The sequence below is a fragment of the Blautia sp. OF03-15BH genome (assembly GCF_003463065.1).
Lineage (GTDB): Bacteria > Bacillota > Clostridia > Lachnospirales > Lachnospiraceae > Limivivens.
Genome location: NZ_QSCM01000006.1, coordinates 132,652 through 153,808 on the forward strand (window position 1 = coordinate 132,652; position 21,157 = coordinate 153,808).

19 protein-coding genes and 1 riboswitch are annotated in these 21,157 nt (G+C 47.3%); of the genes, 10 read left to right on the forward strand and 9 right to left on the reverse strand.

What is annotated here, in order from left to right; all coding sequences use genetic code 11:
- Nucleotides 1–20: 20 nt before the first annotated feature.
- Nucleotides 21–650 carry a rhomboid family intramembrane serine protease gene (locus DXA57_RS08640; RefSeq protein WP_117766622.1) on the forward strand — a complete coding sequence of 210 codons (630 nt, stop codon included), beginning with the start codon at nt 21–23 and terminating at the stop codon, nt 648–650.
- On the opposite strand, the gene DXA57_RS08645 is transcribed toward DXA57_RS08640, so the two are convergent.
- Complete coding sequence (locus DXA57_RS08645) at nt 548–1,267, reverse strand: sensor histidine kinase (RefSeq protein ID WP_117766624.1); 720 nt, start codon at nt 1,265–1,267, stop codon at nt 548–550. The two genes, DXA57_RS08640 and DXA57_RS08645, sit on opposite strands and share 103 nt — an antisense overlap.
- A 460-nt stretch (nt 1,268–1,727) precedes the next feature.
- Here DXA57_RS08645 and DXA57_RS08650 point away from each other — a divergent pair, with 460 nt between their 5' ends.
- Together DXA57_RS08650 and DXA57_RS08655 are read left to right on the forward strand one after the other, a co-directional pair.
- Complete coding sequence (locus tag DXA57_RS08650; RefSeq protein WP_117766626.1) at nt 1,728–2,147, forward strand: HIT family protein; 420 nt, start codon at nt 1,728–1,730, stop codon at nt 2,145–2,147.
- 56 nt (nt 2,148–2,203) lie between these two features.
- A complete protein-coding gene (locus DXA57_RS08655) occupies nt 2,204–2,722 on the forward strand; it encodes an RNA polymerase sigma factor (RefSeq protein WP_117766628.1) in 519 nt (172 codons plus the stop codon).
- 88 nt (nt 2,723–2,810) lie between these two features.
- On the opposite strand, the gene DXA57_RS08660 is transcribed toward DXA57_RS08655, so the two are convergent.
- On the reverse strand, nt 2,811–3,875 hold the full coding sequence (locus DXA57_RS08660) for an undecaprenyldiphospho-muramoylpentapeptide beta-N-acetylglucosaminyltransferase (protein ID WP_117766630.1): 1,065 nt from the start codon (nt 3,873–3,875) through the stop codon (nt 2,811–2,813).
- 161 nt (nt 3,876–4,036) lie between these two features.
- Here DXA57_RS08660 and DXA57_RS08665 point away from each other — a divergent pair, with 161 nt between their 5' ends.
- The 4 genes from DXA57_RS08665 to DXA57_RS08680 all read left to right on the forward strand — a co-directional run bounded on the left by DXA57_RS08665 (nt 4,037) and on the right by DXA57_RS08680 (nt 8,549).
- On the forward strand, nt 4,037–5,092 hold the full coding sequence (locus DXA57_RS08665; RefSeq protein WP_117766632.1) for a DUF4367 domain-containing protein: 1,056 nt from the start codon (nt 4,037–4,039) through the stop codon (nt 5,090–5,092).
- A 70-nt stretch (nt 5,093–5,162) separates the two neighbouring features.
- Nucleotides 5,163–5,666, forward strand: a complete 504-nt coding sequence (locus tag DXA57_RS08670; RefSeq protein WP_117766634.1) for a DUF6147 family protein — start codon at nt 5,163–5,165, stop codon at nt 5,664–5,666.
- A gap of 165 nt (nt 5,667–5,831) precedes the next feature.
- Nucleotides 5,832–6,767, forward strand: a complete 936-nt coding sequence (locus tag DXA57_RS08675) for a hypothetical protein (protein WP_117766636.1) — start codon at nt 5,832–5,834, stop codon at nt 6,765–6,767.
- 162 nt (nt 6,768–6,929) lie between these two features.
- A complete protein-coding gene (locus DXA57_RS08680; protein WP_117766638.1) occupies nt 6,930–8,549 on the forward strand; it encodes an MBL fold metallo-hydrolase RNA specificity domain-containing protein in 1,620 nt (539 codons plus the stop codon).
- Between the two features lie 9 nt (nt 8,550–8,558).
- On the opposite strand, the gene DXA57_RS08685 is transcribed toward DXA57_RS08680, so the two are convergent.
- Genes DXA57_RS08685 through DXA57_RS08715 form a run of 7 tightly spaced genes read right to left on the reverse strand, consistent with a single transcriptional unit; the run spans nt 8,559 to nt 13,472 of the window.
- The gene (locus tag DXA57_RS08685; protein WP_442857674.1) at nt 8,559–9,611 is read right to left on the reverse strand and encodes a type IV pilus twitching motility protein PilT; all 1,053 of its coding nucleotides are present in this window, start codon (nt 9,609–9,611) and stop codon (nt 8,559–8,561) included.
- 54 nt (nt 9,612–9,665) lie between these two features.
- Nucleotides 9,666–10,166 (reverse strand): hypothetical protein, encoded by a 501-nt coding sequence (locus tag DXA57_RS08690; RefSeq protein ID WP_117766642.1) that lies wholly within the window; start codon nt 10,164–10,166, stop codon nt 9,666–9,668.
- Nucleotides 10,163–10,609 (reverse strand): hypothetical protein, encoded by a 447-nt coding sequence (locus tag DXA57_RS08695; protein WP_117766644.1) that lies wholly within the window; start codon nt 10,607–10,609, stop codon nt 10,163–10,165. The genes DXA57_RS08690 and DXA57_RS08695 overlap by 4 nt, the downstream gene beginning before the upstream one ends.
- Before the next feature lie 3 nt (nt 10,610–10,612).
- Entirely contained in the window at nt 10,613–11,107 is a 495-nt protein-coding gene (locus DXA57_RS08700) for a DUF4860 domain-containing protein (RefSeq protein WP_117766646.1), read from the reverse strand.
- Nucleotides 11,108–11,130: 23 nt separating this feature from the next.
- A complete protein-coding gene (locus DXA57_RS08705; protein WP_117766648.1) occupies nt 11,131–11,463 on the reverse strand; it encodes a hypothetical protein in 333 nt (110 codons plus the stop codon).
- A 28-nt stretch (nt 11,464–11,491) separates the two neighbouring features.
- Nucleotides 11,492–12,535 carry a type II secretion system F family protein gene (locus DXA57_RS08710; protein ID WP_158571273.1) on the reverse strand — a complete coding sequence of 348 codons (1,044 nt, stop codon included), beginning with the start codon at nt 12,533–12,535 and terminating at the stop codon, nt 11,492–11,494.
- A gap of 10 nt (nt 12,536–12,545) precedes the next feature.
- A complete protein-coding gene (locus DXA57_RS08715; RefSeq protein ID WP_117766652.1) occupies nt 12,546–13,472 on the reverse strand; it encodes a transglutaminase-like domain-containing protein in 927 nt (308 codons plus the stop codon).
- 164 nt (nt 13,473–13,636) lie between these two features.
- Nucleotides 13,637–13,720, forward strand: a riboswitch (cyclic di-GMP riboswitch).
- A 149-nt stretch (nt 13,721–13,869) separates the two neighbouring features.
- Here DXA57_RS08715 and DXA57_RS17465 point away from each other — a divergent pair.
- The 3 genes from DXA57_RS17465 to DXA57_RS08730 all read left to right on the forward strand — a co-directional run bounded on the left by DXA57_RS17465 (nt 13,870) and on the right by DXA57_RS08730 (nt 21,093).
- Nucleotides 13,870–14,895 (forward strand): anthrax toxin lethal factor-related metalloendopeptidase, encoded by a 1,026-nt coding sequence (locus DXA57_RS17465; protein WP_243005751.1) that lies wholly within the window; start codon nt 13,870–13,872, stop codon nt 14,893–14,895.
- A 542-nt stretch (nt 14,896–15,437) separates the two neighbouring features.
- Nucleotides 15,438–18,554: an isoleucine--tRNA ligase gene (gene ileS / locus DXA57_RS08725; protein ID WP_117766654.1), complete on the forward strand. Its 3,117-nt coding sequence runs from the start codon at nt 15,438–15,440 to the stop codon at nt 18,552–18,554.
- A 79-nt stretch (nt 18,555–18,633) separates the two neighbouring features.
- Nucleotides 18,634–21,093 (forward strand): glycogen/starch/alpha-glucan phosphorylase, encoded by a 2,460-nt coding sequence (locus DXA57_RS08730; protein WP_117766656.1) that lies wholly within the window; start codon nt 18,634–18,636, stop codon nt 21,091–21,093.
- Nucleotides 21,094–21,157 lie beyond the last annotated feature (64 nt).

Genomic DNA, 21,157 nt, shown 5'->3' on the forward strand with positions numbered 1-21,157 from the left:
AATGTTTGGAGAAAAAAAGAATGGATGAACTGCGGGATTTTCTAAAATCAAGAGGAAAGATCACTCTGACGCTGGTCATGATGAATATTCTGATCTTTTTTGTCATGGACTTTACGGGAAACACGGAAAACGGGGCGTATATGCTGGAACATGGAGCTGCCTACGGACCGCTGATCCTGGAAAATGGAGAGTATTACAGACTTCTCACTTCTATGTTTTTGCATTTTGGCATTGAGCATCTCTTTGGAAATATGCTGACGCTGATCTTTTTGGGGGATCTTCTGGAGAAAATGATCGGAAAAGTCCGTTTTACGCTGATTTATTTTCTGGGAGGACTGGCAGGAAATATTCTTTCCCTGGCAAAGGAGATGTTCACCGGAAGCTATGCTGTCTCTGCAGGAGCCTCCGGGGCTATTTTTGCTGTGATGGGAGCCCTGGTATTTCTGGCTGTGCGCCACCGGGGAAAGATTCCGGGAACCAGCAGCCGACGGCTGATATTTATGGCCCTTCTGACCCTGGCAGATGGTTTCGTTTCCACAGGAGTCGATTATATGGCACATCTTGGCGGAATGCTGGCCGGCTTTCTGCTTGCGCTCATACTGGTCGGAAGGCGGAGTGTAAAGGTGGTCCCTTCTTTTCCGGAAGAATAGGTGAGTGTACCGCCATGCGCGTTACTGATCCGCTGAACCAGAGGAAGGCCGAGACCGGTGCCGTTCTTCTTATAAGTAACAAAGGGAGTGAAGATTTCTCCCTGAATTTCCGGAGAAATCCCAGAGCCGTTGTCAGTGATCCTGATGATGGCTTCTTCTTTTTCTGAACAGCAGGAGAGGATCACTTCCGATGCACCGGATTCAAAAGCGTTTCGGAGAAGGTTGGTGACAGCCTGACGAAGCTTTACGGGATCTCCGTTTATCTCGGGAAGATTTTCTGCAAGCCGTGCGGTGAATGTGATCTCTGGATCGGGCGACAGAAAACGGGCGTTGGAAGCAATTTCCGAGAGAAACGGAAAGAGCAGGAGGGGTTCCGGATGAATCCTTTCTCCATTGTTGTATCCGGAAAGCTCATCTAGGAGTCTCCGTAGAAAAAGCATATCTTTTTTCATATCGGACCAGAGATCAATGCCTGCCACTTCCGGATGCTCTGCTTCCATGAGCTGCATGGAGCTGTTGATCAGTGTGACCGGATTTCGTATTTCATGAGAGATCCGGGAAAGAGCAAGATGATATTCTTCTTTCAGTTTCTGAATTTCTGTTTCCTTTTCTTTCATAGATCGTATCCTCCCCTCTGGATGAATGCCAATCAGCCTTGGACAAAAGCTGCAAATGTGCGGTTCTGTGACCTGTTACTTTTTATGTATGATGATACTAGGGTCAAAAGGTCATGCGTTTCATGCTTGCATGAAAAAGCATGACTTCTTGACCCGCAAAACACCGAAAAGTAGCCATTTTTCGTAGAAAAATGAGCGGATTTGAGGTGTTTCAGGATTGCGGGAGCATGAAATGCGGAGCAATCTGTGTATCATTGGGGTCAAAAGGTCTTTTGCCCTCAACGGATGCCTACGAATTGCTCCGCTGCAAAGCAGCTCCCGCAATTCTTGTGTATTACATTAGCACTGAATCTGGAAAATAGCAAACATATTTCATTGACATAATATTGCAAAAGTCTTACCATAAAAAGGTAAGGGAAAATTTTCATAATAGCTGAAAAAGCGGAAAAGAGGTAGAACAATGAAAGATGAGAACTGCATTTTCTGTAAAATCGCAAATGGTGAAATTCCATCTGCAACTTTGTATGAGGATGAAGATTTTCGAGTGATCCTGGATCTTGGTCCGGCAACCAGAGGCCATGCCCTGATTCTTCCGAAGGAGCATTATGCAAATGTGATCGCACTCCCGGAGGAAAGGACGGCAAAAGCATTTATTCTTGCGAAGAAAATGGCAGCAAAGATGATGGAGACACTGCATTGTGACGGTGTCAATATCGTCCAGAATAACGGAGTTGCCGCAGGACAGACGGTCTTTCACTTTCACATCCATCTGATCCCACGTTATGAAGGTGATAACGCAGGTGTAACATGGACACCGGGTACACTGACAGACGAGGGAAAGGAAGAAATCTTAAAAGCATTTGCAGCTGCTCAGGACTGAGTGGATTGCAAATATCACCTGATGAGGCAGAAAGAAACAGGGAGTGAGAGTGACGGATGAGAAAGAATGAAAGATTTACAATGGTTTATAAGAGGTATGAAGATCTTGTCTTCTGGTATGCCAAGAAACGGCTTTCCAACGAAGAACTGTCAAAGGAATGTGTGCAGCAGGTATTCATGAAATATTATGAGCATATGGATACGGTTTCGGAAGAGATGATAAAACCGTGGCTGCTTACCTGTTGCAAAAACGAGATCATCGATTATTTCAGAAGGATCGAGAGACGAAAGGGATTTGAGAACATTGATGCACCGGAAGTAGAGGTACATGTCTGTTCGAAGGATAATGCAGAGTATATCATTGAACGGCTGCATCAGGAGGCTTTCAAAGAAGAGGTTCTGGCGGCTGTGAGAAAGAAGAACAAAAGCTGGTATGAGATCATCCAGGCGGTCTGTGTCGAAGAAATGACACAGGAAGAAGCTGCACAGCATCTGGGGATCTCCCAGGAAGTGCTTCGTGCGAAGCTATATCGTGCAAGAAAATTTATCCGCAAAAAGTTCAGAGATAAGTATTGATATCCTCTGAGTGGAAGCGACTGTGTTCATGAGCTGGCAGTGAAAGCGGATTGCGAATATCCGCTTTACAGGCAGAGAAAAGGATGCCTCATAAAGAGGCATCCTCGATCAGTTGGATAATCGTGGAAATGGCATCGCCCTGCTGGCTCTTGTCCATAGCGGCAATGTAATCACTGCGGTGGTCATACAGTTTCTGAATGGCCGGGAGCAGAAGGGAAGGTGCCAGTTCTTCTTCACTCAGCACCATGCTGAAGCCCTGACGTTCAAAAGATTCTGCATTGAGGATCTGATCGCCGCGGCTGGCATTGGCAGAAAGCGGAATCAGAAGATTGGGTTTTCTTAAAGCAAGAAGCTCGCAGATGGCATTTGCACCTGCACGGGATACGCAGATATCAGCGAGAGCGAAAAGATCAGCCAGTTCGTCCTTGATATATTCGTACTGAACGTATCCATCCAGATAATTTAATGTGGGATCCAGTTTCCCTTTGCCGCAGAGATGGATAACCTGAAAGGTTTTCAGAAGTTCCGGCAGGATTCCGCGGATGGAATCATTGACGATCACGGATCCCTGGCTGCCGCCGATGACCAGAAGAACCGGTTTGTCAGCAGTAAAGCCGCAGAAATCAAGCGCTTTCAGCTTGTTTCCTTTGAGAAGCTCCTGACGGATCGGAGAACCGGTCAGAACGGCTTTGCCATCCGGGATATGGCTGATGGTCTCTGGAAAGTTGCAGCAGACCTTGGTGGCAGAGGGAATGGAAAGCTTGTTTGCCAGACCGGGAGTCAGGTCAGACTCGTGGATCACGACCGGGATATGACAATGCTTCGCTGCCATGACAACCGGAACTGCCACAAAGCCGCCCTTGGAAAAGACCACGCTGGGTTTCAGTTTTTTCATCAGCCGGATCGCCTGTCCGTATCCTTTGATAACACGGAAGGGATCGCTGAAATTCTTGATGTCAAAATAACGGCGGAGCTTTCCGGATGCGATGCCATAATAAGGAATCTTCAGATCTTCGATGAGCTTTCTCTCGATACCATCATAAGAACCAATATACTGAATATCATAACCTTTTTCCTTCAGCTTCGGAACAAGGGCAATGTTCGGGGTTACATGTCCGGCGGTACCTCCACCGGTAAGAATGATTCGTTTCATGCTATTCCTCCAAAAGTAGTCGTAACTGTTCTGTCCGTTTACCGGACACTGTTTTCCGAATAGTTACAAGTATTCTATAGTACATCTTATACTGTTATGAAAAAAAGTCAAGACAGGAAACAGGAAAGAACCTGAGTGTAAACGCAAAAGAGGACGGAAATTTGAAAAGGAACAGAGATTTCGAAAAAGAGAAAGAAATTTTAAAGAGACAACAAAAACATACGGAAAATACGGAAGAAAATAATTTTTCCTATGAAATGGAAAATGAAAAAATAGAGAGTCTGCACGTCACCAGGGAAATGGCGGAAGACAAAGAAATGGATGAGAAAATCCGTCAGGATCTGATCCGGGCTGCAGATGAAGCCGAGAAAGCGTCTCAGGAAGAGGAAGCTCTTGGCACTTCCATTCCTATGGGAACGGAAGAAAAGCAGCAGCTTTTTGATGATATCGTAAATGAACTGAAAAGGAAAGGCATCTGGGAGGAAGACCCGGAAGAAGCAGATGGCGACCGTCCGGAAAAAGGGACATCCCCCTGCCCGGCAAGACCGGAAGACCAGTTATCCGCCGAAGACCAGGAGGCTCTGCGCCTCGGCCGCGAACTTCTCCACACACCCCAAAAGAAAAATCCCACAATCCTTCCCAAAATCCTTAAAGGCATTACCGGAGCCGCCGTTGTGGCGCTGGGTGTGTTTGTGCTGAGTATGAGCAGTGAGGCGAATAGGGAGAAAATTGCAAGTGTTTGGAATAGTTTTCTTAATGAAAGTTGGAGTATCAATTTGGAAAAAGGTGATAGTCATTTTGTAAAGAATACTGAAATAGAAGAAATGTATAGTGATATAAAAGATAAATTGAATATAAATCCAATTGAATTATTTTATATGCCTAATGATATGAGTTATAAAAATTATATGATAGATGAAGGAGCTGGAATTGCGAATGTTTTTTATACATACAAAAACACAACAGTTACAATTAATATGTATAAACAAAATGATGAAGCAAGTCGGAATCAAAAATTTGATGGAAAAATAATTGATGAAATGTTGATATTTCCCCAAGAAGTAGAAGTAAATATATATGCTTTAAATGGGTCAAGAAAAGGGAGTTTTTCAGCAATTTTTAATTATGAAGAAGCTTGCTATTTAATATGGGGAGAAGTTCCGGAAAATGAATTTAAAAAAATAATTAAAGAAATAAAATTTTATTTTAATGAATAAACGTCACAAAGTAAGATGTAATACGTTTATGATAGATGTAATGTAAGATTTCAATGATAAAGGAGGATTTGTGAGGAAAAAATTAAAAAATAGTTTTTGCTTTTTTACAATGCTGTGTTTAGTGTTTTGTTTAGGAATGATTTCTAAAGCAGGTGGACCTTTAGATGGAGAAGTTATTGATGGTTCATTACTAACGAGTGAAGAAGAAGCGAAGGACAGTCGTTCCTTAGTTACATGGGGAAATGTGACTCCTTATGGAACATACCTATCCAATGGTGAGTCTAATATAGTAAAAAAAGGGAGTGGCCTTGTTTATGTATCAGGTGGAACCTATTGCTATAGGATAAGTGATACTGTATATGTAAAACTGTATTTAGAAAAGTTATCAAATGGGGGGTGGACAACTGTACAAACTCATGAATATACAACTCGCAATAGTGATTATGCATATACTGGATTAAATTACGCTGTTGCAAAAGGATATTATTATCGAGTAAGAGGCTATCATTATGCTAAAAAAGGTAGTACTATAGAATCTGTGTCAACATGCACCAGTGGTATTTATATTAATTAGGATTTATCCTCCACAACTGAAAAAAATAACCGCATGAAATTTTACATTACCTTTTGTGGTGGAAAGAGAAAAAAGAACAGATATCAGTAACCAGAAAACAAGGATCAAGGGAAAAACGCCTTCCATTTTCTGGGAGGCGTTGCAAAAAAAGGGAAGAGAAAAAGTATGAAGGCATTATATTTTCGTCATTTATTTCAGAACACGGCAAGGGGAGTCGTGCACACCGTAAGCACCAGTGGAGAAAAAGAGGGATTCTGTCTTTGCAGTTTATGCTCTGACGGAAAAGCATTTAAGGAAGAGGCTTATGCAGGAGATCTTTTCCGATTGGAAGGAGCAGAGGTTTCCATACTGCTTCTTGAAAATCTGCATCCGGAAGATCTGAAGAGGGCCGGGAACCTTCTGAAGAGCAACCAGGTAGAGCAGGTTTTTATTCCTTATGGAGATGCGGCGGCGAAACTCCCGGAACTTTCCAGAGCAGGAAAGGTACAGATATTGAATGCCGGAGAAACAGTTGTGTTTCAGGAAAAAGACTGGAATGTCTGGGTGAAATGCCTAGATCATGGTTCCAGAGGAAATCTGGTAGTGTATCATGGACCTTCGGAAAGCGCAAAGAAAGGAAAGGACTGCCTGATGGCGGCAAAACCTGCAGAAGCAGAACTGCCCTGTCTGGCCTGTGTGAAGCAGGAGGATCATGCCTGCGGAATGAGATGCTGTCTGTACAATGATTTTATTCTGTGCAAAGGACATAACGGAAAATATGACGGCAGCTATGTGCTTGGAACATTGCTGCTGGGAAATGCGGATCTTCGTACAAAAGAGAAAGAGTTGAAAGAGGAACTGAAGCCGTATCTTTCAGACATCCGGGTCATTTCCATGAATGAAAGCGGATGTGACGGAAAGGCCTCGGAAGAGTTTCTGGAATTTCTCGGAAGCAGAAACAAAACATTTGACCAGTTTTATATTCTGCCAGGAGAACTCGAAGGAAACGAAAAAGTCCTGAAACAGATCCTGAAGGAGGGACCACGGCGGCTTCCCTTCCTGACCGGTCCGGAAGCAGGTGTATGCTTCTCCGGTTTTCTGAAAAACAGATCAGAGATATAAAAAAGAATAACAGAGAGAGTGATGCTGCTGATCGGAAGGATGAGCCTGCACCACTCTCCTTTTTTTATTGAAAAAATCAGAATTTATTGAACAAAAATCAGAAAAAACAGGTATAATAAAAGTAAAAAGGATTCAGATCAGACAGAATGGGAGGTACAGAGTATGAGACTTACTTTTTTGGGAGCAACGCATGAAGTGACAGGCAGTTGTTTTTATCTGGAAGTGGGAGATCATAAGCTTTTGATCGACTGCGGTATGGAGCAGGGGCCGAATGAATTTGAAAATCAGGAAATTCCGGTGGCAGCCAGTGAGATCGAGGCGGTACTTTTGACGCATGCACACATAGACCATTCCGGCAATCTGCCGCTTTTATATCAGAGAGGATTCCGTGGACAGATCTTTGCCACAGAAGCGACCAGAGATCTGGCGCAGATCATGTTGCGTGACAGTGCGCATATTCAGATGTTTGAGGCGGAGTGGAGAAACAGAAAGGGTCGAAGAGCCGGAAAAGCAGAGGTTCTTCCGCTGTATGATATGAACGATGCAGAAGGAGCGATCCAGTGCCTGGTAGGCCTGCCTTATGAGAAAGAGTATCATGTAAACGAAAATGTGAAGATCCGTTTTCTGGATGCAGGGCATCTCCTCGGATCTTCCACCATTGAAGTCTGGGTGACAGAAGAGGGAACAGAGAAAAAGATCGTATTTTCCGGCGATATCGGAAACAAACATCAGCCGCTGCTTCGTGATCCGGAATATCTGAAAGAGGCGGATTATGTGGTGATGGAATCCACATATGGTGACCGGAGCCATGGTCCGAAGCCGGATTATGTGAAGGAGCTGGCGGCGATCATGCAGCGGACCTTTGACCGGGGAGGCAATCTGGTGATCCCGTCCTTTGCAGTGGGCAGAACGCAGGAAATGCTGTATTTTATCCGTAAGATCAAGGAAGAACATCTGGTGAAAAATCATGACGGATTTCAGGTCTTTGTAGACAGTCCGCTGGCACTGGAGGCAACAACGATCTTCCAGAAACATATGTGGGATGATTTCGACGAAGAGGCCATGGAACTGGTGAAAAAAGGGATCAACCCGATCGGTTTTGCAGGACTCCGGACTTCAGTTACCAGTGAGGATTCCAAGAACATCAACTTCAACCCGGATCCGAAGGTGATCCTTTCTGCCAGTGGTATGTGTGAGGCCGGACGGATCAAGCATCATCTGAAGCATAACCTCTGGAGACCGGAAAGCACCGTCCTTTTTGTCGGATATCAGGCAGTCGGAACACTGGGAAGAGCGATCATTGAAGGGGCAGATAAAGTAAAACTCTTTGGTGAAGAGATCGAAGTGCGGGCAGAGATCTGTAAACTGAACGGCATCAGCGGCCATGCAGACCGGGAGGGCCTGCTGGAATGGCTGGGGGCTTTTGAAAAGAAGCCGGAAAAAGTATTTGTAGTCCACGGAGACGATGCCATCATTGATGGTTTTGCAGAACTGATCCATAAAACCTTTGGTCTGGATGCAAAAGCTCCTTACAGTGGAGCTGTCTTTGATCTGAAAAAGGGCTGCTGGGAAAGAGAAGGCGTTCCGGTTCGGATCCGGAAGCCGGAGACGCAGGCTCTGAATACCATACAGGGACTGCGGGCCAATACACCCTTTGCCCGTCTTCTGGCAGCGGGGCAGCGTCTGCTGACGGTCATCCGTCATAACGAAGGAGGAGCAAATAAAGATCTGGCCAAATTTACCAGCCAGATCAATTCGCTCTGTGACAAATGGGACCGCTAAAGCATTAGATCACAGTTTTTTCCTTATCATTTCCGGATTGGTGCAGTACTGAAGCACGGTCTCCTGCGTGATGATGCCTTTCCGGTAAAGCTCCAGGAGACTGTTGTCCATGGAAATCATGTCCTCTTTGGCAGAAGTATAGATGATGCCGTCGATCTGATGGACTTTGTTGTCACGGATCATATTGCTGATGGCCGGTGTCATGACCATGATCTCAAAAGCTGGGACCAGAGTGCCGTTCTTGGCCGGAACCAGCTGTTGGGATACAACGGCTTTTAATACCATGGAAAGCTGGACAGCGATCTGGCGCTGCTGGGAGGCATTAAAAACATCAATGATACGGCTGATGGTGTTGGCAGCACCGATGGTGTGGAGGCTTGACAGCACCAGATGGCCGGTCTCGGCAGCCGTCATGGCGGTCTGGATGGTCTCAAAATCACGCATTTCGCCGAGGAGGATCACATCCGGACTCTGGCGGAGCGCCGCCCGGAGTGCCACCAGATAGTTTTCTGTGTCGGTGGAGATCTCGCGCTGGCTTACAATGCTCTCTTTATGGCGGTGCAGATATTCCAGGGGATCCTCCAGGGTAATGATATGATCCTGCTTGGTGGAATTGATCCGGTCTACCAGGCAGGCCAGAGTGGTGGATTTTCCGCTTCCGGCAGGTCCGGTGACGAGAACCATGCCCTTGGTGTATTCCGAAAGCCCCATGACCGCACCGGGAATGCCAAGCTCTGCCGGATTGGGCAGTTCAAAGGTGATGACACGGATGACGGCGGCCAGAGAGCCACGCTGCTTGTAGGTGCTTACCCGGAAACGGGAAAGACCGGGGATCGCAAAGGAAAAATCGTCATCGCCGTTTTTCAGAAAATCATCAATGGGATGCGTGTGCGTGAGTTCATAGATCTGACGGATAAAAGCCTCCGTGCTGTCGGGCATCAGTCGCTCTCCCTTATGAAAAAGTACACCGTTGACCCGGTAGGAAAGAGGAAGGCCGGCAACGATAAAAATATCAGAAGCCCCGGCTTCCGTGGCATCCTGAAGGATGGCTGCGGCGTTTATGGTCGTTTCATTCATAGATAGGTTCCATTCCTTTCTGCGTTTCTGAAAGAGAAGTTACTCTCCCTCAGCGTCTGCGCTTTCTGTCTGTACATAGACATTCTGCCTGGTGTCTGCCGTCCACTCGGCGGTATTTACGGTCTTCCAGCCGCTAATGGTGTAAAAGGTACTGCCGGATTCGGGCGTCCGAAGCTTCAGTGTGACGGTCAGTACCTGGGTATCTGTAAGCGGTACGGAAAAGGAAAGCATACGGCTTTCTTCATCAAAATCCATATCTTCAAATGTTTCCCGGACTGCCTGAAAATAGGCTTTTTCGTTGGCAGTTTCCTGCCAGAGTTTTTCCAGCATCCGATCGGTTTCTCCAAGCCGGTCTTCTGCCTGATTACAGGCTTCATAATAGGCACTGGTCCGTTCTGCCGTTTTTCGGCTGAGATTTTGGTCTGCACGGGCACTGAGAAAAGAGAGGACTGCAAAGGTGAGAAGACAAAGGGAAACAAAAATCAGAAGCAGGGTGGACGTTCCGGTTGTCAGAAGCGGGCGGGAAGTCTTTTTTTTCATGAGCCAGCCTCCTTTCGGAACGTCTGCGGGATGTGATGGCGGACTGTCAGAGAATAAATTTCCGTTTCCCGGAAAAAACGGATGACAGCACTGCGTGTATCATTTGTCTTTTCCTGTTGTTCCACGATCAGTGTATAGACAGCTTCTGCTTCCTCGCAGCTTAAAAAATCTTTGTCAAAGAAACGTTGAAAGCCCTGTCCGGCGATCCTTCCGTCCGGAAACTTCTCAAGAAAGGCCTCCGGGCTTCCGTCTGTGCCGGAAAAGACTTCGGCGGCACTGGCACACAGACTTTGTGCGTGGCTGAGTTCCAGGGAAGAACGGCTGATGGAATAGGCTTTGGCAAAGACCCGGATACAGACAGCCGAAGTTAGGAGAAAGAAAAATAATACAAGGATCAGTTCCATGAGAAAAAGGCTGGAGCCAGCCTGTTTTTTGCGTTTCATCGTTTATTCCTCCGTCCTGTCACTTCTTGGATGGATCAAAAGGGAAAGGGTTTCTCCCTGATCGTTCTCCGCCTGAATGGAATAAAAGCCGTCATCCGTTTCCCTGACCGAAAAGCTTTTTAAAGAGATGATGGCGGTTCCCTGCTCTGCGGAAACCTCTCTGGAAGCCTCTGTGAGAAGCTCTTTTAAGGCTCCGTCCTGAAAATAAAGATAGGTGATATAGGAGGTATCCTCCATTCTCTGAGAAAGTGTGAGGGCAGGGATCCCATCCAGTTCACAGAGCGAGACAGCGCCGCTTTCATCATTCTGCCGGATCTTTTCCGATACATAGGCGAGGGCTGTCCGGACGTTATAATTGCTTTCCATACGGGAAGAGGTACTCTGATAGACTCTGGCTCCGAGCAGAATGACAGCCAGGGCGGAAGAAGTAAATACCAGGAACAGCACAAGGACAAAAAGGATGTCTGTGGAGTGCTTTCTGGCAGGATTCCGGTTCATGGCGAGCCTCCTTTCTTACATGTTCAGCTTTTGCGGACATAAACCTTTACATCAGGCATCAGGTTGGAGCCGATGATCTCATAGCTTACAAGATATTTGTCCGGGTCGTAGGTGATCCCGTAATGCTCCTTCAGATAATCCAGACTTTCCGGATAGGCTCCTTCTACGGCGTAACAGTGAACGACGCTTCGCTGAATCGCTAGTCGAAGATTTTCTGTCTGCTGATCCGAAGCTGTCCGGGAAATGGAACTTACACCTCTGTAAAAAAGAAGAAAGATCAGCAGAAAGAGCATAATAGAGACCAGCAGGATAAGACGGCCGGGCGAGAATGTATTTTTTTTCTGAAACCGGTTCATAAAACGCTCCTTTTCGATGTAGTCTTTGTTATCCGATCGCTGACATAACGTTTACCAACGGAAGCATTACGGAAAGCAGGATCAGCCCTACCAGAATGGAAAGGAGAGCGACCAGCGAGGGTTCCAGAAGCCCAGCCAGGTTTTGAAGCTTTTCATCGGTCTTGGCCTGCAGCCGTTCCGCGATATCCGAAAGAGCGGTATCCGCTTCTCCGCTCCGGAAACCGACGGCTACCATCCGGGCATCCATGCCGGAAAAGATACCTGCCTGGTTCAGGGCATAGGAAAAATCCTCTCCCTTCTGAATGGCTTCCCGGGCAGAAGTGATTTTTTTACAAAAAGCGGGATCGTCTACCAGCCGTGTTACCAGATCAAAGCTTTCCTCCGTATCCAGGCCGCTTTTCAGTGCCACAGACATGCCGGAAGCAAAGCGGGCGCAGGAGGTATCGTACATCAGTCCTCTGGAAAAGGGAAGTTTTCGGGCGAGAGTACGAAGCCGGATTCTTCCGCTGGTGGTCCGGGTCAGATAAAGAAGCCCAAGAGCCAGCAGAAAAAAGAGAAGCAGGAAGAGAAAGGCGTACCGGCGCAGGCCGTTTCCAAGCCGGAGAACAGCCGTGGCTGCGCCGCCCATTTCCATACCGAGTTCCCGGAAGACCTGATCAAAGACCGGCATGACCTTTACAATCAGTACAAGGAGTACGGCGGAAAGCATGCCAAGCATGATCAGAGGATAAGTCAGGGCATCCCGGATACTGCCGCTCAGATTTTCCTCCCGTTCATAATGAACGGCAAGGGAAGCAAAGGTATCGTCCAGATTTCCGGAAAGATCCCCCATTTTTACCATATGGATGAAATACGGGGGAAAAACCGCTGCTTTTTCCAGCGCAGACTGGATGTCTCCGCTTTCCAGCAGTTCATCATAAATGACGGAGAGGATCTTTTTTCCGTCTTTGGTATCTGCATCCTCCTTCAGGATGGAAATTCCCTCCAGAAGTGAGATTCCTGCCTTCAAAAGCATGGAGAGCTGACGGCAGAGATAGATCAGCTCCTGATTGGTCATATTTTTTTCTTTCATATTTAAATACCTATCGTACATATTCCGTGATGTAGTTGTCTCCGTCTCCAATATATTCCTGAAGATCCTGATCTGTTTCGGCTGCAGCAAAAGTGGGATCCATCAGTTTCCATTCGTCTCCATTGAATTCTACAGCCCGTTCCACCCAGCCGACAGACTGGATATAGACATCGATCCAGGCATGGCGGACCGAGGCCGTGTAGCCGATAGCCAGCTTGGCCGGAATCCCGACCGAGCGCAGCATGGCAGCAGTCAGGGAAGCATAGTCAAAGCAGATCCCTTTTCCGGTGGAAAGCGTCTCATCAACATCCGGCAGATAGTTTCCGGATACGGTGGCAGCCTTTTCGTTGTCATAGGTGATGTTGGCTGTGACATACTCATAAATGGCTGTGAGAGCGTCCACATCGGAAGTAAGACCGTCTGTCAGACGGGCTGCCAGAGCGACCGCCTGGCTGTCCGCAGTAAAATCCACATACTGATTGGGATAGAGAAAAGGAAGAAAATCATTTTCCAGTTCCACATCGATCACCTGACTGAAAAGCGACGCATACTGGTCTCCGGAAATATTCTGGAATGCCATAACGGTATAGCTTCCGCTTCCGGCGGTGAAAGGGAAAACGGTGGGACAGCCGGCTTCTTCTATGAAATACTTGTAAGTCACGCTGTCCGGTCCGATGAGCTGAAGATTGATCTTCCCCCCGTCCTCCGACATGGTTCCGATGAAATATCCCTGATCTGTATGGGAAAGATCCAGAAGCAGGGGATCGCCGCCGATGGTCTTGCTGCCGTCGGCTTCTGGAACCAGCACATGAGCGCTTCCCGGCGTAAATGTGGACGAGGCTTCGCTGCTGTCTTTTCTGGAACAGCCGGAAAAAATCAAAACGATCATAAGAAAAAGGAGAGGAGCCAGAGAACGAAAAAAAGATCGGTGGTCCATACAGAAACTCCTTTCAGAGAGCCGCAGCCTGTATTTAAAAAAGCAGGCGTAAAGGGCTCCAAACAACTTCAGTATAGCAGATTCTGATAAAAAGAAAAGTAAAAATAATGTCGAAACGGGATTGACAAAAGACCGAAAAAGTGTATATACTTGTATCGGATAAGAAGAAACAAGGGCAAACCTGTTGAAAAGCAGGGACGCAAAGCCAAGGGTCTAAGGTTTGAAGACTATGACAGCCGGTTGCCACATTTAATGCAAAGTTAGGAAAGGCGAAGCTAGATTTGCAGAATGCGTATTCATTCAGGCAGCCGCTCTCTGTTCTTTTATAGTTGGAGAAGCGGTATTTTTATTGCAATTCAAAATTCGTCCCGTTCCGATCAAAAGGAGGGCGCAGACAATGAAAGGAAAGAATTTAAAACAGTTATTCAATAATCAGAAAGTGAAAAGAGCCGGATGTATCCTTCTGGTAGCAGCTGTGCTTGGTACCGGTGCATGGGCAGTTGACAAGGGACAGGGATCTGATGTTCCGGAACTGACAAGCTTTGTGGATCTGGACGATCAGATCTCTATCAATGAGGATGAGGTGCCGCTTGCTTCCGCACCGAAAACATCCGTTAAGACCAAGACGTCTACCACAAAGAAGATCGTAAATCTGAAAAAGAAAGCGAAGAAGACCTATACGAAGAAGAGTGCTCCCAAGTCGGTAAAAAGTCCGACGATCACAAGGACTTCCGCAGCAGCAACGACTACGACAAAGAAAGTAACGACTACTTACGTTACGAAAAAATATAAAAAGAACTCCAAAAAAATGACCATGATCACCACGAAAAAGATCAAGACTACGGTCACAACCGTAGCCAAAAAGTCTTCCGGCACCGCAGCAACGACCGCAACGCAGACTGCAGCAGCTACCGCATTGACATCAAATAAAACTACCTCTTCAGGCAAAAATACGGCTCCGTACACGGTTTCCGCCGCCACGCTGGCACCGCTTCTTGATTCCAGAGTTCTGAAAGCTTACCAGGAGCTCCACTTTGATATCACCATCGACGGTTCTGTTTCCTATGCCGGTTACTTTGATGCGAGAAAACAGAGTATCACTCTGCGAGAAGAAAGCGATACGGTTTATCATGAGCTCGGTCATTTTGTAGCATTTATTGCTGGAAACGTTGATACCAAAGCAAACTTCCAGGCAATCTATCAGCAGGAGAAAAATTCCTTCACCGGAAGCAGACGCATCTATGCGATCCAGAACGCATCCGAGTATTTCGCAGAATGCTTCAGAGAGTATACGTTGAATCCGGCTACGCTGAAGAGCACCTGCCCGCAGACCTTTGAAGCCATCACCAATGCGCTGGATAAGATCACGGATAACCAGGTCGCCCAGGCGAAAGCCTTCTACGGTTCCATCTGGACCAAATAATAGATAGAAAATAAGACGGCTGTGCAGACTGCACGGCCGTTTTTCGCGCAAAAAGAGAGATGTTTTCCGGATAAGGCTTGACTTTTTGCGAAGCTCTGTTCTATAATAAAACGACATGAGGAAAAACGTGGATGAAGAGAGTATGTTTTCTGCCGGGAGACCGGCGCAGCCATAAAAGACTGTCAAACGTTTCAGCGAGCCGGGGAGGGTGTAAGCCCGGTACCAGTAGGGAAGACAGAAGATCACTTCGGAGTTTCAGGGTTGAAGAACAGTAGATCCTGACGGGATTCCCCCGTTACAGGGAACACATATGCTGGTATGTGAAAATGTGTAACAGGTGGTTTTATGATTGCAATTATGCTCTCATCCTTTTACGGATGGGAGCTTTTTAATTTTCACCAACAGTTCAGAGTAGCAGCGATAGCGCGAAGCGCGGGGTGCTGAGTCCCAGTGGGACTCGTTTAGCACCGACCGAAGCAGCGCGTAGACCTGTGGCCTGATGGAATACTCTGAACGTCCTCAAGAGAAAGGAGATTTCACACATGTATGACAAAGTCCCCACAAGTATGAATTTTGTGGAACGCGAGAAAAAAGTGGAAAAATTCTGGGAAGAAAACCACATCTTTGAGAAGAGTATCGATAACCGTAAAAAAGGTGAGACCTACACCTTCTACGACGGACCGCCTACCGCTAACGGAAAACCGCACATCGGCCACGTAGAGACCCGTGTCATCAAAGACATGATCCCGCGCTACCAGGCGATGAAGGGAAAAATGGTTCCCCGTAAAGCAGGCTGGGATACCCACGGACTTCCGGTAGAGCTGGAAGTAGAGAAAATGCTGGGTCTGGACGGAAAAGAGCAGATCGAGCAGTACGGAGTGGAGCCCTTTATCAAACACTGTAAAGAGAGCGTATGGAAGTACAAAGGCATGTGGGAGGATTTCTCCAACACCGTTGGTTTCTGGGCCGACATGGAGCATCCGTACGTTACTTACGAGAATAACTTCATCGAGTCCGAGTGGTGGGCTCTGAAACAGATCTGGGAGAAAGGTCTTCTCTATGAGGGCTACAAGATCGTTCCCTACTGTCCGCGCTGCGGTACCCCGCTTTCCAGCCATGAGGTGGCTCAGGGCTATAAAGATGTCAAAGAACGTTCCGCTATCGCAAAATTCAAAGTCGTAGGTGAGGATGCCTACATCCTGGCATGGACCACGACTCCCTGGACGCTTCCCTCCAACGTGGCTCTCTGCGTAAACCCAGAAGAGACCTATGTAAAGGTAAAAGTAGAAGACGGAACCATTTATTATCTGGCACAGGCTCTGGCTGACAAGGTTCTGGGCGAGTGCTCCTATGAGGTTCTGGAGACCTATAAAGGAAAAGACCTGGAGTACAAAGAGTATGAGCCGCTCTACAACTTCAAGGAACTGAAGAAAAAAGCATATTACGTTGTCTGCGATACCTATGTAACCATGAGTGATGGTACCGGTGTTGTTCATATCGCTCCGGCCTTCGGTGAGGATGACTCCAAAGTCGGCAGAAGATATGACCTTCCGCTCCTGCAGCTGGTAGACGCCAAGGGTGAGATGACTCCGGAAACTCCCTGGGCAGGCGTTTTCTGTAAGAAAGCAGATCCCATGGTCCTGGAAGACCTGGACAAGAGAGGCCTTCTCTTTGCCGCTCCGAAGTTTGAACACAGCTACCCGCATTGCTGGAGATGCGATACTCCGCTGATTTACTATGCGCGTGAGTCCTGGTTCATCAAAATGACGGCTGTGAAAGACGACCTCATCCGCAACAACAACACCGTAAACTGGATCCCCGAGAGCATCGGAAAAGGCCGTTTCGGTGACTGGCTGGAAAATGTACAGGACTGGGGCATCAGCCGTAACCGTTACTGGGGAACTCCGCTGAACATCTGGCAGTGTGAGTGTGGTCATCAGCATTCCATCGGAAGCATTGAAGAGCTGAAGTCCATGTCCGATAACTGTCCGGAGGATATTGAGCTTCACCGTCCGTACATTGATGCCGTTACCATCAAGTGTCCGAAGTGCGGCAAACAGATGCACCGTGTTCCGGAGGTAATCGACTGCTGGTTCGATTCCGGTTCCATGCCGTTCGCACAGCATCATTATCCCTTTGAAAATCAGGACCTCTTCAAACAGCAGTTCCCGGCAAAATTCATCTCTGAGGCAGTAGACCAGACCCGAGGATGGTTCTATTCCCTGATGGCGATCTCCACGCTGCTCTTCAACAAAGCTCCGTTCGAGAACGTTATCGTTATGGGTCATGTACAGGATGAGAACGGTCAGAAGATGAGTAAATCCAAAGGAAATGCCGTAGATCCGTTTGATGCGCTGAACACCTACGGTGCCGACAGCATCCGCTGGTACTTCTATACCGCCGGTGCTCCCTGGATCCCGAAGCGTTTCCATGGAAAGGCCGTAATGGAAGGACAGAGAAAGTTCCTGGGAACTCTGTGGAACACCTATGCTTTCTATGTACTGTATGCAAACATCGACAGCTTTGATCCGACCAAGTATACACTGGATTATGAGAAACTGTCTGTTATGGATAAATGGCTCCTCTCCAAGATGAACAGCATGGTAAACGATGTGGATAAGAATCTGGGAGCTTACAAGATCCCCGAGGCAGCCAATGTTCTCCAGGATTTCGTAGATGACATGAGTAACTGGTATGTACGCCGCAGCCGTGAGCGTTTCTGGGCAAAAGGAATGGAGCAGGATAAGATCAATGCTTATCTGACTCTCTATACCGCTCTGGTGACGGTTTCCAAGGCAGCCGCTCCCATGATCCCCTTCATGACCGAGGATATTTACCAGAATCTGGTACGCAAGGTTGACGCTTCCGCTCCGGAGAGCATCCATCTCTGCGATTTCCCGACTGTGGATGAGAAGCAGATCGATAAAGAACTGGAAAAAGACATGGATGAGGTTCTGGAGATCGTCGTTATGGGACGTGCCTGCAGAAATACCGCCAATATCAAAAACCGTCAGCCGATCGCAAACATGTTTGTGAAAGCTCCGGTAGCACTGCCGGCTTACTTCCAGGATATCATCCGGGATGAGCTGAACTCCAAGAAAGTTACCTTTACCGAGGATGTACGTGCATTCACTTCCTACAGCTTCAAGCCGCAGCTGAAGACCGTAGGTCCCAAATACGGCAAACTGCTTGGAGGCATCAAGAAAACACTTGCCGAGCTGGACGGAAACGCAGCTATGGATGAGCTCAAGGCAGACGGTCAGCTGACCCTTGACATCAATGGAGAAAAGGTCGTATTATTGGAAAGTGATCTGCTGATCGAGACCGCTCAGACAGAAGGCTATGTATCCGCTCAGGAAGGTGAGGTAACCGTTGCACTGGATACCAAGCTGACACCGGAGCTGATCGAGGAAGGTTTTGTGCGTGAGATCATCAGTAAAGTACAGACCATGCGTAAAGAGGCAGGATTTGAGGTTATGGACCGCATCCTTGTATATGCTGCGGATAATGAGAAGATCGCAGGTCTCTTAAAAGAGCATGCCGAGGAACTGAAAAAAGAGGTACTGGCAGATGATATCATTCTTGGTTCCGTTGACGGTTATACCAAAGAGTGGAACATCAACGGCGAGAATGTAACGCTTGGTGTAAAAAAGCAGTAAAATAGAGAAATTCGTGTGATAATACCCCGGCAGCCGCCGGGGTGTTACCGCACTACAAGAGATAAAAAAGGAGGCAGTCATGCAAAAATTCGACAAAAAAGCTTTTATTGCAGAAGTAAAAGATAATGTAAAGAAGCTTTACCGCAAAAATATCGAGGAAGCTGACAAACAGCAGATCTTCCAGGCCGTGTCTTATGCGGTGAAAGACAGCATCATCGATAACTGGATGATGACCCAGAAAGAATATGAGAAACAGGATCCGAAATACGTTTATTACATGTCCATGGAGTTCCTGATGGGTCGTGCCATGGGAAACAACCTGATCAACCTGACCGAGTATGATGAGGTAAAAGAAGCTCTGGATGAGCTTGGTTTTGACCTGAACGTCATCGAGGATCAGGAGCCGGATGCTGCTCTTGGAAACGGTGGACTGGGCCGTCTGGCAGCCTGCTTCCTGGATTCTCTGGCAACCCTGAATTATGCGGCTTACGGCTGTGGTATCCGTTATCGTTACGGAATGTTCAAACAGAAGATCGAGGACGGTTATCAGGTAGAGGTACCGGATAACTGGCTGAAAAACGGCAACCCCTTCGAGCTTCGCCGTCCGGAGTATGCCAAAGAGGTAAAATTCGGCGGTTATGTGCGTGTGGAATACGATGAGAAAAATCATCGCAACAACTTCATCCAGGAGAACTATCAGTCCGTTCGTGCCGTTCCCTTTGATATCCCCATCGTTGGCTACAACAACGGCGTGGTTAATACGCTTCGCGTATGGGATGCGGAGCCCATCGTGGATTTCCAGCTGGATTCCTTCAACAAGGGTGATTACATGAATGCCGTTGAGCAGGAAAACCTGGCAAAGAACATCGTTGAGGTCCTCTATCCGGCAGATGAGCATTACGCAGGTAAAGAGCTTCGTCTGAAACAGCAGTATTTCTTCATTTCCGCAAGTGTACAGGAAGCTGTTGCAAAGTATAAAAAGAACCACAGCGATATCCGTAAGTTCTATGAGAAGGCAACCTTCCAGCTGAACGATACCCATCCGACCGTAGCGGTTGCAGAGCTTATGCGTGTCCTCATGGATGAGGAAGGTCTTGGCTGGGACGAGGCATGGGAAGTAACCACAAAGACCTGTGCTTACACCAACCATACGATCATGGCAGAGGCACTGGAGAAATGGCCGATCGAGCTGTTCAGCCGCCTGCTTCCGCGTATCTATCAGATCATCGAGGAGATCAACCGCCGCTTTGTGGAAGAGATCAAAGCAAAATATCCGGGCAACCAGGAGAAGATCCGCAAGATGGCGATCATCTATGACGGACAGGTAAAAATGGCTCATCTGGCGATCGCTGCAGGCTATTCCGTAAACGGTGTTGCTGCGCTGCATACGGAAATCCTGAAAAAACAGGAGCTGAGAGACTTCTATGAGATGATGCCGGAGAAATTCAACAGCAAGACCAACGGTATCACACAGAGAAGATTCCTGCTTCACGGAAACCCGCTGCTGGCAAGATGGGTAACTGCTCATATCGGTGACGGCTGGATCACCAACCTTCCGGAGATCCACAAAATGGCTGTTTATGTGGACGATCCCAAGGCACAGCAGGAATTTATGAACATCAAGTATCAGAATAAGGTTCGTCTGGCAAAATATATCAGAGAGCACAATGGCATCGAAGTAGATCCGAGATCCATTTTTGATGTACAGGTAAAACGTCTCCATGAGTACAAACGTCAGCTGATGAACATCCTTCATGTGATGTACCTTTACAATCAGATCAAGGATCATCCGGAGATGGACTTCTATCCGAGAACCTTCATTTTCGGTGCAAAGGCAGCTGCCGGTTATCGTCGTGCAAAGCTGACCATCAAGCTGATCAACTCCGTAGCGGATGTGATCAACAATGATGCATCCATCAACGGAAAACTGAAAGTAGTCTTCATCGAGGATTACCGTGTATCCAACGCAGAGCTGATCTTTGCAGCAGCTGATGTATCCGAGCAGATCTCTACGGCAAGTAAAGAGGCATCCGGTACCGGAAATATGAAATTCATGCTGAACGGAGCACCGACTCTGGGAACCATGGACGGTGCAAACGTGGAGATCGTTCAGGAAGTCGGAAAAGAAAACGCCTTTATCTTTGGCCTGACTGCACAGCAGGTCATCGACTATGAGAACCATGGCGGCTACAATCCGATGGATTACTTCAATAACGACCAGGATATCCGTCGTGTCCTGATGCAGCTGATCAATGGTGAGTATGCACCGGATGACACCGAGAGATTCCGTGATCTGTACAACTCTCTTCTGAATACCAAGAGCAGCGACAGAGCAGATACTTACTTTATTCTGGCTGATTTCAAATCTTATGCAGCAGCCCAGTGTGAAGTAGAAAAAGCATACCGTGACGAGAAAGGCTGGGCACGGATGGCTATGCTGAATATGGCATGCAGCGGTAAATTTACTTCTGACCGTACCATTCAGGAGTATGTAGACGAGCTGTGGCACCTGGATAAGGTGATTATGCCTGAAAAATAAGAATCGCTCTAAACGGTTATAAAAAGTAAAAATGTCTGACTCCGGGTGGAAAATTTCACCCGGA

Bases quoted from the DNA above. Each gene is read 5' to 3' on its own strand.
- DXA57_RS08650 (WP_117766626.1), top strand. From the start codon at position 1,728: ATGAAAGATGAGAACTGCATTTTCTGTAAAATCGCAAATGGTGAAATT.
- DXA57_RS08715 (WP_117766652.1), bottom strand. From the start codon at position 13,472: ATGGACCACCGATCTTTTTTTCGTTCTCTGGCTCCTCTCCTTTTTCTT.
- DXA57_RS08695 (WP_117766644.1), bottom strand. From the start codon at position 10,609: ATGAAACGCAAAAAACAGGCTGGCTCCAGCCTTTTTCTCATGGAACTG.
- DXA57_RS08690 (WP_117766642.1), bottom strand. From the start codon at position 10,166: ATGAAAAAAAAGACTTCCCGCCCGCTTCTGACAACCGGAACGTCCACC.
- DXA57_RS08660 (WP_117766630.1), bottom strand. From the start codon at position 3,875: ATGAAACGAATCATTCTTACCGGTGGAGGTACCGCCGGACATGTAACC.
- DXA57_RS08640 (WP_117766622.1), top strand. From the start codon at position 21: ATGGATGAACTGCGGGATTTTCTAAAATCAAGAGGAAAGATCACTCTG.
- DXA57_RS08675 (WP_117766636.1), top strand. From the start codon at position 5,832: ATGAAGGCATTATATTTTCGTCATTTATTTCAGAACACGGCAAGGGGA.
- DXA57_RS08710 (WP_158571273.1), bottom strand. From the start codon at position 12,535: ATGAAAGAAAAAAATATGACCAATCAGGAGCTGATCTATCTCTGCCGT.
- DXA57_RS08680 (WP_117766638.1), top strand. From the start codon at position 6,930: ATGAGACTTACTTTTTTGGGAGCAACGCATGAAGTGACAGGCAGTTGT.
- DXA57_RS17465 (WP_243005751.1), top strand. From the start codon at position 13,870: ATGAAAGGAAAGAATTTAAAACAGTTATTCAATAATCAGAAAGTGAAA.
- ileS (WP_117766654.1), top strand. From the start codon at position 15,438: ATGTATGACAAAGTCCCCACAAGTATGAATTTTGTGGAACGCGAGAAA.
- DXA57_RS08730 (WP_117766656.1), top strand. From the start codon at position 18,634: ATGCAAAAATTCGACAAAAAAGCTTTTATTGCAGAAGTAAAAGATAAT.
- DXA57_RS08700 (WP_117766646.1), bottom strand. From the start codon at position 11,107: ATGAACCGGAATCCTGCCAGAAAGCACTCCACAGACATCCTTTTTGTC.
- DXA57_RS08705 (WP_117766648.1), bottom strand. From the start codon at position 11,463: ATGAACCGGTTTCAGAAAAAAAATACATTCTCGCCCGGCCGTCTTATC.
- DXA57_RS08645 (WP_117766624.1), bottom strand. From the start codon at position 1,267: ATGAAAGAAAAGGAAACAGAAATTCAGAAACTGAAAGAAGAATATCAT.
- DXA57_RS08655 (WP_117766628.1), top strand. From the start codon at position 2,204: ATGAGAAAGAATGAAAGATTTACAATGGTTTATAAGAGGTATGAAGAT.